General features: G+C 59.4%; 14 protein-coding genes and 2 pseudogenes. 10 read left to right on the top strand and 6 right to left on the bottom strand.

Annotated features, from left to right (window positions below; all coding sequences use genetic code 11):
• Positions 1-774 precede the first annotated feature (774 nt).
• Positions 775-930 (top strand): annotated as a pseudogene (locus HHJ18_RS06565) (argininosuccinate lyase); the annotation flags it as partial.
• 82 nt (positions 931-1,012) lie between these two features.
• Here the strand turns inward: HHJ18_RS06565 and HHJ18_RS06560 are convergent.
• The gene (locus HHJ18_RS06560) at positions 1,013-1,834 is read right to left on the bottom strand and encodes an alpha/beta hydrolase (RefSeq protein ID WP_296912950.1); all 822 of its coding nucleotides are present in this window, start codon (positions 1,832-1,834) and stop codon (positions 1,013-1,015) included.
• A gap of 512 nt (positions 1,835-2,346) precedes the next feature.
• Here HHJ18_RS06560 and HHJ18_RS06555 point away from each other — a divergent pair.
• Positions 2,347-3,495: an alpha-hydroxy acid oxidase gene (locus HHJ18_RS06555; RefSeq protein WP_296912949.1), complete on the top strand. Its 1,149-nt coding sequence runs from the start codon at positions 2,347-2,349 to the stop codon at positions 3,493-3,495.
• A 70-nt stretch (positions 3,496-3,565) separates the two neighbouring features.
• Here the strand turns inward: HHJ18_RS06555 and HHJ18_RS06550 are convergent, their stop codons facing one another.
• On the bottom strand, positions 3,566-4,204 hold the full coding sequence (locus HHJ18_RS06550) for a CoA transferase subunit B (RefSeq protein WP_296912946.1): 639 nt from the start codon (positions 4,202-4,204) through the stop codon (positions 3,566-3,568).
• Positions 4,205-4,207: 3 nt separating this feature from the next.
• Positions 4,208-4,915 (bottom strand): CoA transferase subunit A, encoded by a 708-nt coding sequence (locus tag HHJ18_RS06545; RefSeq protein WP_296912944.1) that lies wholly within the window; start codon positions 4,913-4,915, stop codon positions 4,208-4,210.
• Positions 4,916-5,025: 110 nt separating this feature from the next.
• Here HHJ18_RS06545 and HHJ18_RS06540 point away from each other — a divergent pair, with 110 nt between their 5' ends.
• Positions 5,026-5,580, top strand: coding sequence for a LuxR C-terminal-related transcriptional regulator (locus tag HHJ18_RS06540; RefSeq protein WP_296912942.1), 555 nt, complete (start codon positions 5,026-5,028; stop codon positions 5,578-5,580).
• Positions 5,581-5,672: 92 nt separating this feature from the next.
• On the opposite strand, the gene HHJ18_RS06535 is transcribed toward HHJ18_RS06540, so the two are convergent.
• Positions 5,673-6,050: a carboxymuconolactone decarboxylase family protein gene (locus tag HHJ18_RS06535; RefSeq protein ID WP_296912939.1), complete on the bottom strand. Its 378-nt coding sequence runs from the start codon at positions 6,048-6,050 to the stop codon at positions 5,673-5,675.
• Positions 6,051-6,251: 201 nt separating this feature from the next.
• Between HHJ18_RS06535 and katG the strand changes: the two genes are divergently transcribed.
• The 4 genes from katG to HHJ18_RS06515 all read left to right on the top strand — a co-directional run bounded on the left by katG (position 6,252) and on the right by HHJ18_RS06515 (position 9,714).
• Positions 6,252-8,447: a catalase/peroxidase HPI gene (katG, locus tag HHJ18_RS06530; protein WP_296912936.1), complete on the top strand. Its 2,196-nt coding sequence runs from the start codon at positions 6,252-6,254 to the stop codon at positions 8,445-8,447.
• A gap of 161 nt (positions 8,448-8,608) precedes the next feature.
• A complete protein-coding gene (locus HHJ18_RS06525) occupies positions 8,609-9,220 on the top strand; it encodes a peroxidase-related enzyme (protein ID WP_296912933.1) in 612 nt (203 codons plus the stop codon).
• Positions 9,221-9,448: 228 nt separating this feature from the next.
• Positions 9,449-9,571 carry a hypothetical protein gene (locus HHJ18_RS06520; RefSeq protein ID WP_296912930.1) on the top strand — a complete coding sequence of 41 codons (123 nt, stop codon included), beginning with the start codon at positions 9,449-9,451 and terminating at the stop codon, positions 9,569-9,571.
• Between the two features lie 2 nt (positions 9,572-9,573).
• On the top strand, positions 9,574-9,714 hold the full coding sequence (locus tag HHJ18_RS06515) for a hypothetical protein (RefSeq protein ID WP_296912927.1): 141 nt from the start codon (positions 9,574-9,576) through the stop codon (positions 9,712-9,714).
• Positions 9,715-9,922: 208 nt separating this feature from the next.
• Here HHJ18_RS06515 and HHJ18_RS06510 read toward each other — a convergent pair whose 3' ends face one another.
• On the bottom strand, positions 9,923-10,342 hold the full coding sequence (locus tag HHJ18_RS06510) for an acyl-CoA thioesterase (protein WP_296912925.1): 420 nt from the start codon (positions 10,340-10,342) through the stop codon (positions 9,923-9,925).
• A gap of 120 nt (positions 10,343-10,462) precedes the next feature.
• Here HHJ18_RS06510 and HHJ18_RS06505 point away from each other — a divergent pair, with 120 nt between their 5' ends.
• Together HHJ18_RS06505 and HHJ18_RS06500 are read left to right on the top strand one after the other, a co-directional pair.
• Positions 10,463-10,681 (top strand): transposase DNA-binding-containing protein, encoded by a 219-nt coding sequence (locus tag HHJ18_RS06505; protein WP_296912922.1) that lies wholly within the window; start codon positions 10,463-10,465, stop codon positions 10,679-10,681.
• Positions 10,636-10,913, top strand: a pseudogene (locus tag HHJ18_RS06500) (IS4 family transposase); the annotation flags it as partial. The gene HHJ18_RS06505 and the pseudogene HHJ18_RS06500, both read left to right, overlap by 46 nt.
• 224 nt (positions 10,914-11,137) lie before the next feature.
• Here the strand turns inward: HHJ18_RS06500 and HHJ18_RS06495 are convergent.
• Complete coding sequence (locus tag HHJ18_RS06495; protein WP_296912920.1) at positions 11,138-11,323, bottom strand: hypothetical protein; 186 nt, start codon at positions 11,321-11,323, stop codon at positions 11,138-11,140.
• Positions 11,324-11,359: 36 nt separating this feature from the next.
• Here HHJ18_RS06495 and mdeB point away from each other — a divergent pair, with 36 nt between their 5' ends.
• A complete protein-coding gene (gene mdeB, locus HHJ18_RS06490; RefSeq protein WP_296912918.1) occupies positions 11,360-14,134 on the top strand; it encodes an alpha-ketoglutarate dehydrogenase in 2,775 nt (924 codons plus the stop codon).
• Positions 14,135-14,340 lie beyond the last annotated feature (206 nt).

Genomic DNA, 14,340 nt, shown 5'->3' with positions numbered 1-14,340 from the left:
ATGTAAACCTTGTAGAGCTTTTACAGACAGAGTCAATTGCGGCTGATGCGGGCAAATGCCTGCATCAGCCGCTTTACTTTGTCCGCGCGATTTATATACCTGTGCGGATAGCGAACTGACGGTCTCGGTTCCGACCCACTTTGCAGTTACCAGCTATTATTTTTATAGCTGCTCACTCCTATTTCCATTGGGCTACGACCGTGTTTTACTTAAACTTCTTGTCAGTGTTGATGAAGCCTCTGGCCGTGTGGGGTGCCAGCGCGAAATATCCACCATATAAAGCCCCTATCGTCATCAAGGCATCGCACCGACCGCACGACCTCCGGAAAATAAAATAACGCAAGTTATTGATCTGCACTGTGCCCATGCCTCGCTTCATTACTCCCGCTCGCTGCTGCGCTGCGCGTCTCCTGCATGCAATGTTGGGCGCCGCTGTGGCTGGCAGCGCTGATGGCGCTTGGCACAGCGCGCGCGAACTGAATTGCCGCCCGGCCCAGATCCCGGCCCGGTTTTGAATCGGTCCAACGCGCCGACACCTCCGACCAGTCCTGCCCCGATCACCGACCTGGCTTTTTCCGCCTGGGCCCCGATCTTGACGGCTTCTCTTCGGCAGACGAGCAGCTCTGGCCCGAACAAGACGGCGTGCTCTTCATTGGTAGTTCGACTATTCGCCTGTGGCGCAATTTGGCTCAAGATTTTCGCCACCAGCCGTTTATCATCAACCGCGGTTTCGGTGGCTCGACGCTGGCCGCCTGCAATTTTTTTGCAAAAGAACTGGCAGTGCTGCAGCAGTTCGATCCAAAGATCCAAAAGGACGTTTACGCAGTGCTCAGCCTGCGTGGTTGGCTCAATGCGCGCAATTTTATGGGCGGCACGGCACCGGCTCAGGTGCGCGCGCAGATCGCGCGCCATAAGACGCGGCTAGGATAAAGATTCGGCTATCGGAGGTGGACCGACAAACCCATGCAGATGATAAGGATTCGAACGCGCCGAACCTGGCCGATTACTTCGCTTACCTCTTGATGAAATCGAGCAAATCCTTGGTCAACAAATCTTTGTGGGTGACCTGCAAGCCATGAGGCCCGTCGTCGTACTCAATCAGCTCGGCCTGCGCAATGCCTCGGGCGGCAACACGGCCAGCCGCATCTATGGGCACAATCTTGTCCTCCACGCCGTGAATGACCAGCGTGGGAACGTTGAACGCGGGCAGGTCACCCCTAAAATCGGTGGTGGCAAAGGATTTGGCGCACTCCAGTGTTGCCTTCAGGCTGGCCTGCATGGTGACACTGCGCGCCCATTCCAGCACCTCAGGACTGGCCTGGGACGACATCAGACTGACACCAAAAAAATCTTTGAAGAAGGAGGCAAAAAATTTCGCCCGGTCAGCTTTCATGCCCTGCGCCATCTCGTCGAACACCGATTGCGGAGTGCCATTGGAGTTGTCGCTGGTCTTGAGCATGTAAGGCACCACCGAACTGACAAGCACGGCTTTGGACACCCCCTTGCCGTTGTGGCGGGACATGTAGCGGGCAACTTCGCCGCCGCCCATCGAAAAACCGATGAGCACGGCATCCTGTGCGCCCGTTTGCTCGATCACCGCCGCCAAATCGTCGCTCAGGGTGTCGTAGTCATACCCGCTCCACGGCTGCGATGAGCGGCCGAAACCGCGCCGGTCGTACGCGATGGTGCGGTAGCCCGCTGCGGCAATCGCCATGGCCTGATCGTCCCAGCTGTCTGATGAAAGGGGCCAGCCGTGCAGCAAAATGACTGGGCGGCCTGAGCCCCAGTCTTTGAAATAAAGCTGTGTGTTGTCAGTCGTCTTCACGTAGTTCATGGTTGCGCCTTCTTTCTAGGAATAAAACTGTAACTTTCGGATGGCGAAGCGTCCAGCTCTGTCGGTCAAGTCCCCACGGCGGTGTAAGCGCTGATCCAAAAAAAAGGCGAGCCGGATGACAAACCTTTTGCTGCGGCTCGGCCTGCAAAGTCGAGCGGCTTGGTTTTGTCGTCAGTGCCTTGCATGATGAGCTTAGGCAACTTGAACGCCGGCCGCCTCTGCGCACACGGATTGCCGCGGCGAAGTGGGCGGTGGCACGGTTAAACCGGCGTCGCACGCGTCGGTGAAACTTTCTTTGCTATTAATTCAGGAGCAGCTTGCGCCCGTCCTGTATGGGCTGCAGGCACAAAATCCTTGAAAAGAAGGCCCTGGGGCCGGCCCGCCCAAAAAGATGGCTTGTTGCGCGCCCTATCAATAATTTCAAAGTCGCCGAACCAGAATTCACGCACACGCCGCGCAGCGCCAGCTACCATGGCGCCTGCATCGAAAAACGCCTGCTTTCTGGAGACCCCATGCCCGTAATAACCAACATTGAAGATCTGCGCGTTCTGGCGCAAAAACGCGTGCCGCGCATGTTCTACGACTATGCCGATTCAGGCTCATGGACCGAGAGCACCTACCGCGCCAACGAAGCCGATTTTCAGAGCATCAAGCTGCGTCAGCGCGTTGCCGTGAACATGGAAAACCGCAGCACAGCCACCACCATGATCGGGCAGAAAGTTGCCATGCCGGTGGCGATTGCACCGACCGGTCTGACCGGCATGCAGCATGCCGACGGCGAAATCCTGGGGGCGCTGGCGGCGAAAAAATTTGGCATTCCATTCACGCTCTCGACCATGAGCATCTGCTCGATCGAGGACGTGGCCAAGGCCACCGACGGCCATCCGTTCTGGTTCCAGCTCTACATGATGAAAGACCGCGACTACATTGCGCGCCTGATCGACCGCGCCAAGGCCGTCAAATGCTCGGCGCTGGTCATCACGCTGGACCTGCAAATCCTCGGCCAGCGTCACAAGGACCTGAAAAACGGCCTGTCGGCGCCGCCCAAGCTGACGCTTGCCAACATGATCAACATCGCCAGCAAGCCGCGCTGGGCACTCGGCATGCTGGGCACGCCGCGCCGGCAGTTCGGCAACATCGTCGGTCATGTCAAGGGCGTGGAAAACATGGGCTCCCTGAGCGAATGGACGGCCAAGCAGTTTGACCCGGCGCTTAACTGGGGCGACGTGGAATGGATCAAGCAGCGCTGGGGCGGCAAGATCATCCTCAAGGGCATACAGGATGTGGAAGACGCCAGACTGGCCGTCAACTCCGGCGCCGACGCGCTGATCGTCAGCAACCACGGCGGCCGGCAGCTGGACGGCGCTGAAAGCAGCATCCGTGCGCTGAGCGCCATCATCGACGCCGTCGACAGCCAGATCGAAGTCCACATGGACGGCGGTATCCGCTCGGGGCAAGACGTGCTGAAGGCGGTGGCGCTGGGCGCAAAAGGCACCTACATTGGCCGCGCCTTTTTGTATGGCCTGGGCGCCCTGGGCGAAGCCGGCGTGACCAAAGCGCTTGAGATCATCCACAAGGAGCTCGACATCACGATGGCGTTTTGCGGCCGGACCGACATCAACACCGTAGACAAAACCATCCTGCTGCCCGGTACGTTTTGAACATTGAAAAAGGCGGCAACCCGTGCGGGGCGCCGCCTTTTTATTTCAAAAAAAAACTTCGAAGATTACTTCAAATCAGCTTGGCGCCGGTCTTGGCCTGCAGCGCCTCCCGCGTCACGCCGGGCGCCAGCTCCATCACCTTCAGGCCCTCGGGCGTCACGTCCATCACGGCCAGATCGGTGATGATGCGGTTGACCACGCCCACACCTGTCAGCGGCAGCGTGCAGTGCGGCAAAATTTTCATGTCTTCGCTGCCGTCTTTCTTTTTGGCGACATGCTCCATCAAGACGATAACGCGCTTGACGCCGGCCACCAAATCCATGGCGCCGCCCATGCCCTTGACCATCTTGCCCGGAATCATCCAGTTGGCCAGATCGCCTTTTTCGCTGACCTGCATGGCGCCCAGAATCGACAGGTTGATCTTCCCGCCGCGAATCATGGCAAAGCTCTCGTGGCTGCCAAAAATCGACGAGCCCTTGATAGTGGTGACGGTCTGCTTGCCGGCATTGATCAGATCGGCGTCGACCTGGTCATCAGTGGGGAACGGGCCAATGCCCAGCATGCCGTTTTCCGACTGCAGCCAGACTTCTTTGTCGCTCGGTACAAAGTTGGCCACCAGCGTCGGAATGCCAATGCCGAGGTTGACATAAAAACCGTCTTCGAGTTCCTGGGCGGCGCGCGCCGCCATCTGGTCTTGGGTCCACGCCATGATTTATGCTCCTGCTTTTTCGGTGATGGTTCTTTTTTCGATGCGCTTTTCGGGGTTCGGGTTGTGCACGATGCGGTGCACGTAAATGCCGGCCAGGTGAATCGAATCGGGTTCGAGTTCGCCGGTTTCGACAATCTCTTCCACTTCGACGATGCAGATCTTGCCAGCCATGGCCGCCGCCGGATTGAAGTTGCGCGCCGTCAGGCGAAACTGCAGGTTGCCGGACTTGTCCGCCACATGCGCCTTGACCAGCGCGATGTCGGGCACCAGCGAACGCTCCATCACGTAGATTTCGCCGTCAAACTCCCGCAATTCCTTGCCTTCTGCCACCAGCGTACCGACGCCGGTTTTGGTGAAGAAGGCCGGAATGCCAGCGCCGCCAGAGCGCAGCTTTTCAGCCAGCGTGCCTTGCGGCGTGAACTCCAGCTCCAGCTCGCCTGCCAGGTACTGGCGCTCGAACTCCTTGTTCTCGCCGACATAGCTGGAGATCATTTTCTTGATCTGCCGCGTCTCCAGCAGCTTGCCCAGGCCAAAGCCGTCGACACCGGCATTGTTCGAAATCACCGTCAGGTCCTTAACGCCAGAGTCGCGCAGTGCGTCGATCAGCGCCTCGGGAATGCCACACAGGCCAAAGCCGCCAACGGCCAGCAGCTGACCGTCCTTGACCACTCCCTTGAGGGCTTCCTGGGCAGAGGGAAAAAGTTTCTTCACAAAAATGTCTCCTTGTTTCGTTCGGCCTTCAGAACACCGGCTGGGCACCTGATCGGTCCATTACGATACTACCTATTTAACTAGGTAGTTTTTCGTAAAGGTTAGCCCTCATGGAAATGGATTACAAGCTGGCTTTCGATCTGGCTCCGGTGGGTTTGGCGCTGTCGCGCAACCGCACCATCATGGATTGCAACCAGCATATCTGCGAGATGTTCGGCGCCACGCGCGAGCAACTTGTCGGACAGTCTTTTCTGATTCTGTATCCCAGCGTCGACGAGTACGAGCGCATCGGCGTGCGCATGCTGCCTATCCTCAACGCCACGGGAATGTATTCCGACAATCGCATCATGAAACGCGTCGACGGCTACAACAAGGGCGAAGTCTTCTGGTGCCACGTCACCGGGCGCGCGCTGAACCGAAGTGAACCGCATGAGGCCGGCATCTGGACCTTTGAAGACCTGAGCTCGCGCCGACCGGTGACGGCGGAGCTGACGGCGCGCGAACGCGAAGTGGCCGCCCACCTGATGGACGGTTTGACCTCCAAGGAAATCGGCCGCGCCCTCATCCTCAGCCACCGCACCGTGGAGATTTACCGGGCGCGCCTGATGCGCAAGTACGAGGCTTCGACCACGGCCGATCTGGTGCACAGGCTGTTGGCAGGCTGAAATGCTATTGAATTAATAGCTGCTTGCGCCCGTCCCTATTGGGGTAGAGGCATAAAACACCCCCAAAACGAATTGCAGCGCATGGGGTGGCATTAAGCGGTATTCGGCCCATCGACCACTTCCGCAGCGCTGCGGAAGGCCTCGACCGCTGCCGGCACGCCGCAATATACCGCCGCGTGCAGCAATACCTCCTGTAACTCGACGGGCGTTGCGCCATTGTTCAGTGCGCCGCGCAGATGGCCCTTGAGCTCATGTTGTTTGCCCATGGCTGTGAGCATGGCCACCGTGATCAGGCTTCGGGTCTTAAGGTCCAGCCCGGGTCGCTGCCAGACGTCGCCCCAAGCCTTCGCCGTGATGTGCGCCTGGATTGGCCGGGTGAAGTCGGTAGCTTGGGCAAAAGCGTTGGCCACAAAGTCCTCACCCATCACCTGCTTACGGGTGGCAAGGCCTTTGTCAAAAGGGGCATCCATCGCAACTCTCCGGTGAAAAAAACGGCCAGCATAGCGCAGCGTACGGGCTCAGGGGGACCAACTGCTGATACGGAACCTGGACGGCCCGTGAGCATATATCTATCAACTATCGGTATCATTATCATTATTGAGTTGCTCTATCGATGACACACACCTAGACTCGGTTCTGCAAGAATTTGATATCACCCCCAGGAGAAAATTTTGACAACAGAAACAACATGCCCATTTGCGGGCACCGCCCTCAAACCCACCGTGGCTGGAGCCAGGAGCAATGCGGACTGGTGGCCCAATCAGCTGAACCTCAAGATCTTGCATCAGCATTCCGAAAAGTCCGATCCCATGGGCAAGACGTTCAATTACGCTGAAGAGTTCAAGAGCCTGGACTTGCACGCCGTGGTCAAAGACCTCCATGCCTTGATGACGGATTCGCAGGACTGGTGGCCTGCAGACTATGGTCACTATGGCCCGTTCTTCGTCCGTATGGCCTGGCACAGCGCCGGCACTTACCGCATCGCCGACGGTCGCGGTGGCTCAGGCTTCGGCACGCAGCGATTTGCGCCCCTCAACAGCTGGCCGGACAACGTAAACCTGGACAAGGCGCGCCGCCTGCTGTGGCCGATCAAGCAAAAATACGGTCGCAAGATCTCCTGGGCCGACCTGATCGTTCTGACCGGTACGGTCGCCATGGATTCGATGGGCTTGAAAACTTTCGGCTTTGCCGGCGGTCGCGAAGACGTCTGGGAACCAGGTGAGGACATTTACTGGGGCCCTGAAGACACCTGGCTTGGTAACCAGCGCTACACTGGCGACCGTGAACTCGAGCAGCCTCTTGGCGCCGTTCAGATGGGTCTGATCTATGTGAACCCGCAAGGACCGGATGGCAACCCGGATCCGATCGCGGCAGCACGCGATATTCGCGAAACGTTTGCCCGCATGGCAATGAATGACTACGAAACCGTGGCGCTTTGCGCTGGCGGACACACCTTTGGTAAGTGCCATGGTGCGGCGTCTGAGGACTACAAAGGTCCGGCACCTGAAGGCGCCAGTATTGAAGAGCAAGGCTTTGGCTGGACCAGCAGCTTTGGCAGCGGCAAAGGTGTCGATACTATTTCCAGCGGCCTCGAAGGCGCGTGGACGGCTACACCTATCACTTGGGACAACGGCTACTTCGACACCCTGTTCGGTTACGAGTGGGAGCTGACAAAGAGCCCTGCCGGAGCGCACCAGTGGAAACCAAAGGATGGCGCTGGCGCCGGCACCGTGCCTGATGCCCACGACCCGGCAAAGCGTAATGCGCCCTTCATGGCAACCACCGACCTGTCCCTGCGCATGGATCCGGCCTACGAGAAGATTTCCCGGCACTTCCATCAGAACCCTGCAGAGTTCGCAGACGCTTACGCTAAAGCTTGGTACAAGCTGACGCACCGCGACATGGGTCCGATCGCGCGTTACTTGGGTCCTTTGGTTCCAAAAGGCCTGCAGCTGTGGCAAGACCCGGTGCCTTCGGTCGATCACGAACTGGTCGGGGCGGACGACGTGGCGGCACTCAAGGTTACCGTTCTTGCATCCGGACTGTCGATTTCGCAACTGGTCTCGACGGCCTGGGCATCGGCAGCAACTTTCCGCGGCAGCGACAAGCGCGGCGGGGCTAACGGAGCACGTATTCGCCTGGCGCCGCAAAAGGACTGGGAAGCGAATCAGCCGGACCAGCTGGAGACGGTGTTGCAGGCTTTGGGAAGCATTCAGAGGGACTTCAACGGTGTGCAGTCGGGCAACAAAAAAATCTCGATGGCTGACTTGATCGTTTTGGCAGGTTCAGCGGCCGTAGAAGCCGCGGCCAAGAAGGCCGGTCACGATGTGACGGTTCCGTTCACAGCGGGACGCACCGATGCTTCGCAAGAGCAAACCGATGTGGACTCGTTCGCTGTGCTGGAGCCGTCAGCCGACGGATTCCGAAACTTCATCAAGAAGGACCACTCGAGGTCGGCGGCCGAGCTGCTGATTGATCGCGCGAACCTGATGACACTGACCGCGCCCGAAATGACGGTATTGATCGGCGGCATGCGCGCCCTCAACGCTAACTTCGGGCAGGCTCAACATGGTGTTTTCACCAACCGGCCTGAGACATTGACCAATGATTTCTTCGTGAACCTGCTGGACATGAGCACGAAGTGGCAGAAGTCAGCGACCGCCGAAGGCGTGTTGGAGGGGCATGACCGGGCGTCGGGCGAGGTCAAGTGGACGGCTACTGTCGTCGATCTGGTCTTCGGTTCCAACTCTCAGCTTCGCGCCATCGCAGAAGTTTATGCATGCAGCGACTCGCAGCAAGTGTTCGTGCGTGACTTTGCCGCAGCCTGGACCAAAGTGATGATGCTGGACCGCTACGACCTGGCGTAAAACTGAAAGCAAGGCCCTGAAGCCTTGCACCGCGCGGCCGCCAGTTGGTACCGGGTTATTCCGGGCTGACTGGCGGCTGTTCTATTTCCAGCCGGCTTTTGGCCCACGGTTGTTTGCATTTCACAGTTAATCTCAAGGTTTACCAACTCCAGGAGCCCGTCATGTCAGCGCCACAGTCAACTCGCATCGCCTCCCCTCGTTACCCGGCCCCCGAGCTGGCAAACCTGCCCGACGACATAAAAGCCAAGGTGCTGGAAGTCCAGGAGAAGGCGGGCTTTGTGCCCAATGTGTTTCTGGCGCTGGCCCGTCGTCCGGCCGAATGGCGGGCCTTTTTTGCCTACCACGATGCGCTGATGCTGCGGGAAGAATCCGGCCTCACCAAAGGCGACCGAGAGATGATCGTCACCACCACCAGCGCAGCCAACAACTGCCTGTACTGCGTGGTTGCGCACGGTGCGATTTTGCGAATTTACGAAAAAAAGCCATTGGTGGCCGACCAGGTTGCAGTGAACTACCGCAAGGCCGACATCACGCCGCGCCAGCGCGCCATGCTTGATTTTGCGATGAAGGTGTGCCTGCATTCCGAGCAGATTGAAGACGCCGATTTTGCAGCGCTGCACGCGCACGGCTTTGACGATGAAGACGCCTGGGACATCGCGGCCATCACGGCGTTTTTCGGATTGTCCAACCGCATGGCGAGCTTTTCCAACATGCAACCCAATCCAGAGTTTTACCTGATGGGGCGCCTGCCAAAGCCAGCCAAGTCGGCTTAAGGCTTGCAGGGTGATGCCGTGCGCTTCGCCACTGATCTCTGGATGGATGTGGATGTTGACGTTGAGGTGAGCGGACCCATTTTCCCAGCGGCGTGTAAGAAAAACGCTGGTTACACGACCAAATCGCAAGCAGTGCATTGAAGTACTGCTTGCGTAACGCGAATTCGATCCGGGCGTTCTGGATGAGTCAGCGATGTCCCGAAACTTTTCAACTTTGAAAGATCTTTTATGAAACAAATCACCAACACCCTTGCCATCTTGCTGCGTCCCTGGTGCCGATCGCGCCGTTTGCGGCTCACGCCCAAACCGACCAGCCAATGGTCGGCAAATTCAATGCTCGGGCGGGTTTGAAAATGGCCAAAAAAGAGGGCACGATGAAGAAAGCCGGCGTCATGAAAATCGTCAGCGAGAAGTTCGACAAGATGCAAAAGGGCGGCATGATTTTCATGGACCAGATGGAGGAAATGCTCAAGGACCTGCACCACGGTTATTGATTCGCCTGCATCCTAGGCGGCATAGACGGCTCGGTCGTTCTTGCCCGAACGGCCTGCGCACAAAGGCAGCGCAGGCCGGCACCTTGTCCCGACCGGTTGCCGAAAAATTTGCCAGTTAGCTATTAATATGGTAGCTGTATACGCCCGCCCATCATGGGACGCAGGCACTTTTTTATATTAATGCGGGGAAGACGGCAGGGCCTGACCTTCAACCAATCAGCTGGCGCATCCAGTCCGGCAAGGTCTTGGCTTTTTGCGCCGGAAAGTCAACCCAGATGGTGGTGGCGCCACCGGCGGCGTAAATCACACCGGGCTGGTCCACACGCTCCAGCGTGGCCCAGCTTTCAAACGTGGTGCGGCCCGGGTCGCTGACGTACATCTTGACGAGCACATCGCCCGGGTATTCAAGCTGCTTGTAGAAATTGCAAAAGGCGTTGACGATAACCGGGCCTTCGCCTCGCGGGTCGGGCATGCAGCCGATGGCGCACATCCAGTCGATGCGAATGGTTTCAAGATAACGAAAATAACTGGTGTTGTTGAGGTGGCCCATCGCGTCCATGTCGCCCCAGCGGATGGCGATATGCATCTCATGGACCAGTTTTTTCTTTTCAGGAATTTCAATTTTCATGGGGTTCAGTAGTTCAGCGGTAGTTTATCGGTGAGTCCGTGTAGAGCATTTCGTTATACACAAGTCCGAATCAGGCATGAGGCATGAGGCATGCTATGAATTTAATAGCATTAGAAATAAATGAGCTGGGCTGCCACGGAATTTGAAAGCATTGATCTCGGAGACCCCAGACGCAATCGGCGCACGATCGGGTGGATCGAGCGCTTGAGCGCCGAGCTCACGGCCAGCATTGTCCAGGCCTGCGGCATGTTCGCGCACCCTACTTACGCGGTCTCGACCTCGCGCGAACCAGCGCCTTGGTGCTGGATAGGGTGGTGGCTTGGCGCATCGCCCGGCTGATGCGGCTGGGGCGAAGTTGCCCGGGGCTCGATGCACAACTGATTTCCGAGCCCGACGAGTGCGACGCTGGCTGCATCCTGAACAAGAAAAATCACCTGACAAGCCGCCCACACTCAACGAGGTGGTGCGCCTGGTTGCCAGACTGGGCCGCTTTCTTGCGCGAACGGGCGATGACAAACCGGGCGTCAAGACCATCTGGCTGGGTATGCAGCGCATCCTTGATTTCGCCGCTGGCATCAGGTTCCAGGGCGCAATGAAAATGAATCCTGAAATGGCAACTTTTCTGCGTTGGTTTGCCAGCAAACCGCCCGCATTTACAAAAGAATTGCAGCGCCCGACACAGCGGCGTTGAATGTTTGAAATTCAAAAACGACTATTTTTAGGAGCTTTTAATGCTGTAGCCCAATAGCTACGGGCGCAAGCGGCTATTATTTTCATAGCAATTTAATCGCCGTTTTAGCTGCCGGCACTGGCACGGGCCGTGCGTTTTTCACGGGGCGTCTGCTGCAGCGCCCAGTCAAAGCGGATGGGTTCATCTCCCCGCAAGCCGGCGACTGCCAGCGGAACCGGCCACTCGCTGCGCCCATCATCAAATGCCACGCCATGACCCCACCCGGCGCCGTTGCCGGGTAGTTGCGGCACCCCTTTGCCTGAAATTTGCGTACAGTGGCAGCTGCCATGAACGATTCCACACCCCACCCTCTCTTGACGCAAGCAGCCGCCACCAGCCCGGAGCGCGACCCCGACCCGCAGGAAACCGCCGAGTGGCGCGAGGCCTTTGAAGCGCTGGCCGCCGCCCAGGGCCCGGCGCGGGCGCGCCGGATGCTCGACGAACTGAGCCGGGTCGCCAGAGCCCACCGCATCGGCTGGCAGCCCGAGCTGTCCACGCCCTACGTCAACACCATTGGCGTTGACGAACAACCGGTTTTCCCCGGCGACCTGGCGTTGGAAGAACGCCTGGCCTCGCTGATGCGCTGGAACGCGCTGGCGATGGTGGTGCGGGCCAATCAGGCCGAATCGGGCGGATCAAGTGAGTTGGGCGGCCACATCGCCAGTTATGCCAGCGCCGCTGACTTGTTTGAAACCGGCTTCAACCATTTCTTTCATGCGCGCGAGGGCTTGGATGAGGGCCAGCACCGCGGCGACCTGGTTTTTTTTCAGCCGCACAGCGCGCCCGGCGTGTATGCGCGCGCCTATCTGGAAGGCCGGCTCACTGAAAAAGACCTGAGCTTTTACCGGCAGGAACTCTCGGCATCCAAAGAAGGCGCGCAGGGCCTTTCCAGCTACCCGCATCCCTACCTGATGCCCGACTTCTGGCAGTTCCCGACCGGCTCCATGGGCCTGGGACCGATCAGCTCGATTTACCACGCGCGCTTCATGCACTATCTGACGCATCGGCGCCTGCTCGACTGCGCGGGACGAAAAGTCTGGGGCGTATTCGGCGACGGCGAGATGGACGAGCCCGAATCCATGAGCGCGCTGACGCTGGCCGCGCGCGAAGGCCTGGACAACCTGGTGTGGGTCGTCAACTGCAACCTGCAGCGCCTGGACGGCCCGGTGCGCGGCAACGGCCGCATTATCGACGAGCTGGAAAAACTGTTTCTAGGGTCCGGCTGGAACGTCATCAAGCTGGTCTGGGGCAGCGACTGGGACGGGCTGTTCGCGCGCGATGTGACGGGCGCGCTGACCAAAGCCTTTGCGCAGACAGTGGACGGCCAGATGCAGACCTTTGCCGCGAAAGACGGGCGCTTCAACCGCGACAACTTCTTCGGCCAGAACGAGGAACTGGCGCGACTGGCCCAGGGCATGACTGACGAGCAGATTGACCGGCTCAAGCGCGGCGGCCACGACCTGGTGAAGATACACGCGGCCTATGCGGCGGCGGCCCATCACACCGGCCAGCCCACGGTGATCCTGGCGCACACCAAAAAGGGTTACGGCATGGGCAGCGCTGGCCAGGGCAAGATGACCACGCATTCGCAAAAGAAGTTTGACGAGACCGATCTGATCGGTTTTCGCAACCGCTTTAATCTGCCGCTCAGCGATGAGCAGGCCAGACGAATCGACTTCTACAAGCCGGCCGAGAGCAGCGCCGAAATGCAGTACCTGCAGTCCCGCCGCGCCGCGCTGGGCGGCTATTTGCCCAGGCGCGACACCACGGCCGACGCGCTGGCCATTCCCGCCCTGAGCGCCTATGCCGGCTTTGCGCTGGCCGCCGCCGGCAAGGAAATGAGCAGCACCATGGCTTTTGTGCGCATGCTGGGCGGACTCTTGAAAGACCCGTCGCTCGGCCCCCGCATTGTTCCCATCGTCGCCGACGAGGCGCGCACCTTCGGCATGGCGAACCTGTTCAAGCAGGTCGGCATTTACTCCAGCGTGGGGCAGCGCTATGCCCCCGAAGACATCGGCTCGGTGTTGAGTTACCGCGAGGCGCTCGATGGCCAGATCCTCGAAGAAGGCATCAGCGAGGCCGGCGCGCTGGCCAGCTGGACGGCTGCGGCCACCAGCTACAGCGTGCATGGCCTGGCGATGCTGCCGTTTTACATCTACTACTCGATGTTCGGCTTTCAGCGGGTGGGCGACCTGATCTGGGCCGCTGCCGACCAGCGGGCGCGTGGCTTTCTGCTGGGCGCCACCTCGGGCCGCACCACGCTGAGTGGCGAGGGCCTGCAGCACCAGGACGGCACCAGCCATCTGGTGGCCGCCACCATTCCCAACTGCAAGGCCTACGACCCGGCCTTTGCCTGCGAGCTGGCCGTCATCTTGGCCCGCGGCATGCAGGAAATGATGGCCGAGCAGCAGGACGTTTTTTACTACGTCACGCTGATGAATGAGAACTACGCCCAGCCCGACTTGCGCGCCGGCGCCGAGGCCGACATCCTGCGTGGTTGCTATGAATTCAATAGCTACTTGCACACGTCAGATATGGGCCAGAGCCCTAAAACACCAGTAAAACCGGGCCAGGTCACGCTGCTCGGCTCGGGCGCCATCCTGACCGAGGTCATCAAGGCCGCGCAGCAGTTGGCGGCCCAGGGCATAGCCGCCACGGTCTACAGCGTGACCAGCTGGAGCGAGCTGGCGCGCGACGGCGCCGCCTGGCAGCAGCGCGTGCTGCGAGAGGGGAAAGGGGCCGGCGCAGACCAGCCGCCCTTCATCACCGGACTGCTGCGCGCCAGCCAGGGCCCCATCATTGCGGCCAGCGACTATGTACGCGCCGTGCCTGAAAGCATTCGGGCTTTTTTGCCGGAGGGCCGCAGTTATCTGACGCTGGGCACCGACGGTTTCGGGCGCAGCGACACCCGGGCCGCCTTGCGCGAATTTTTTGGCGTCAACGCGCAAAGCATTGTCAAAGCGGCGCTGCTGCAGCTGCAGCCGACAGACCAGCCGGCGAAACCCGAGCCGCCAGCTGAGCCGCGCTATTCGGCACTGCAGTTTCCGCGTCGGTCGAGTTAGCTGCGGCGGTGCGGGGTGGGCCCGGGAGGCTGGACGGACAGCCGCCGCGCCGGCATCGATCTTCTGGAAGGTCGGTCGGCGTTCATCTCTCTGTTTAGGTTTCGAATTGGCCCCTAGCCCAATGGAGACGGGCGTTAGCAGCTATTTATTTAATAGCATAGTTCGCTTTTCCTAGTCCGCTGGCCGGGCGACCCCCGGCCCCGGAA

The sequence above is a fragment of the Polaromonas sp. genome, from assembly GCF_012927455.1.
In the GTDB taxonomy this organism is placed as follows: Bacteria; Pseudomonadota; Gammaproteobacteria; order Burkholderiales; family Burkholderiaceae_C; genus Polaromonas.
Note: the sequence above shows the minus strand (reverse complement) of the source record. Positions and strands in the feature narration are given on the sequence as shown.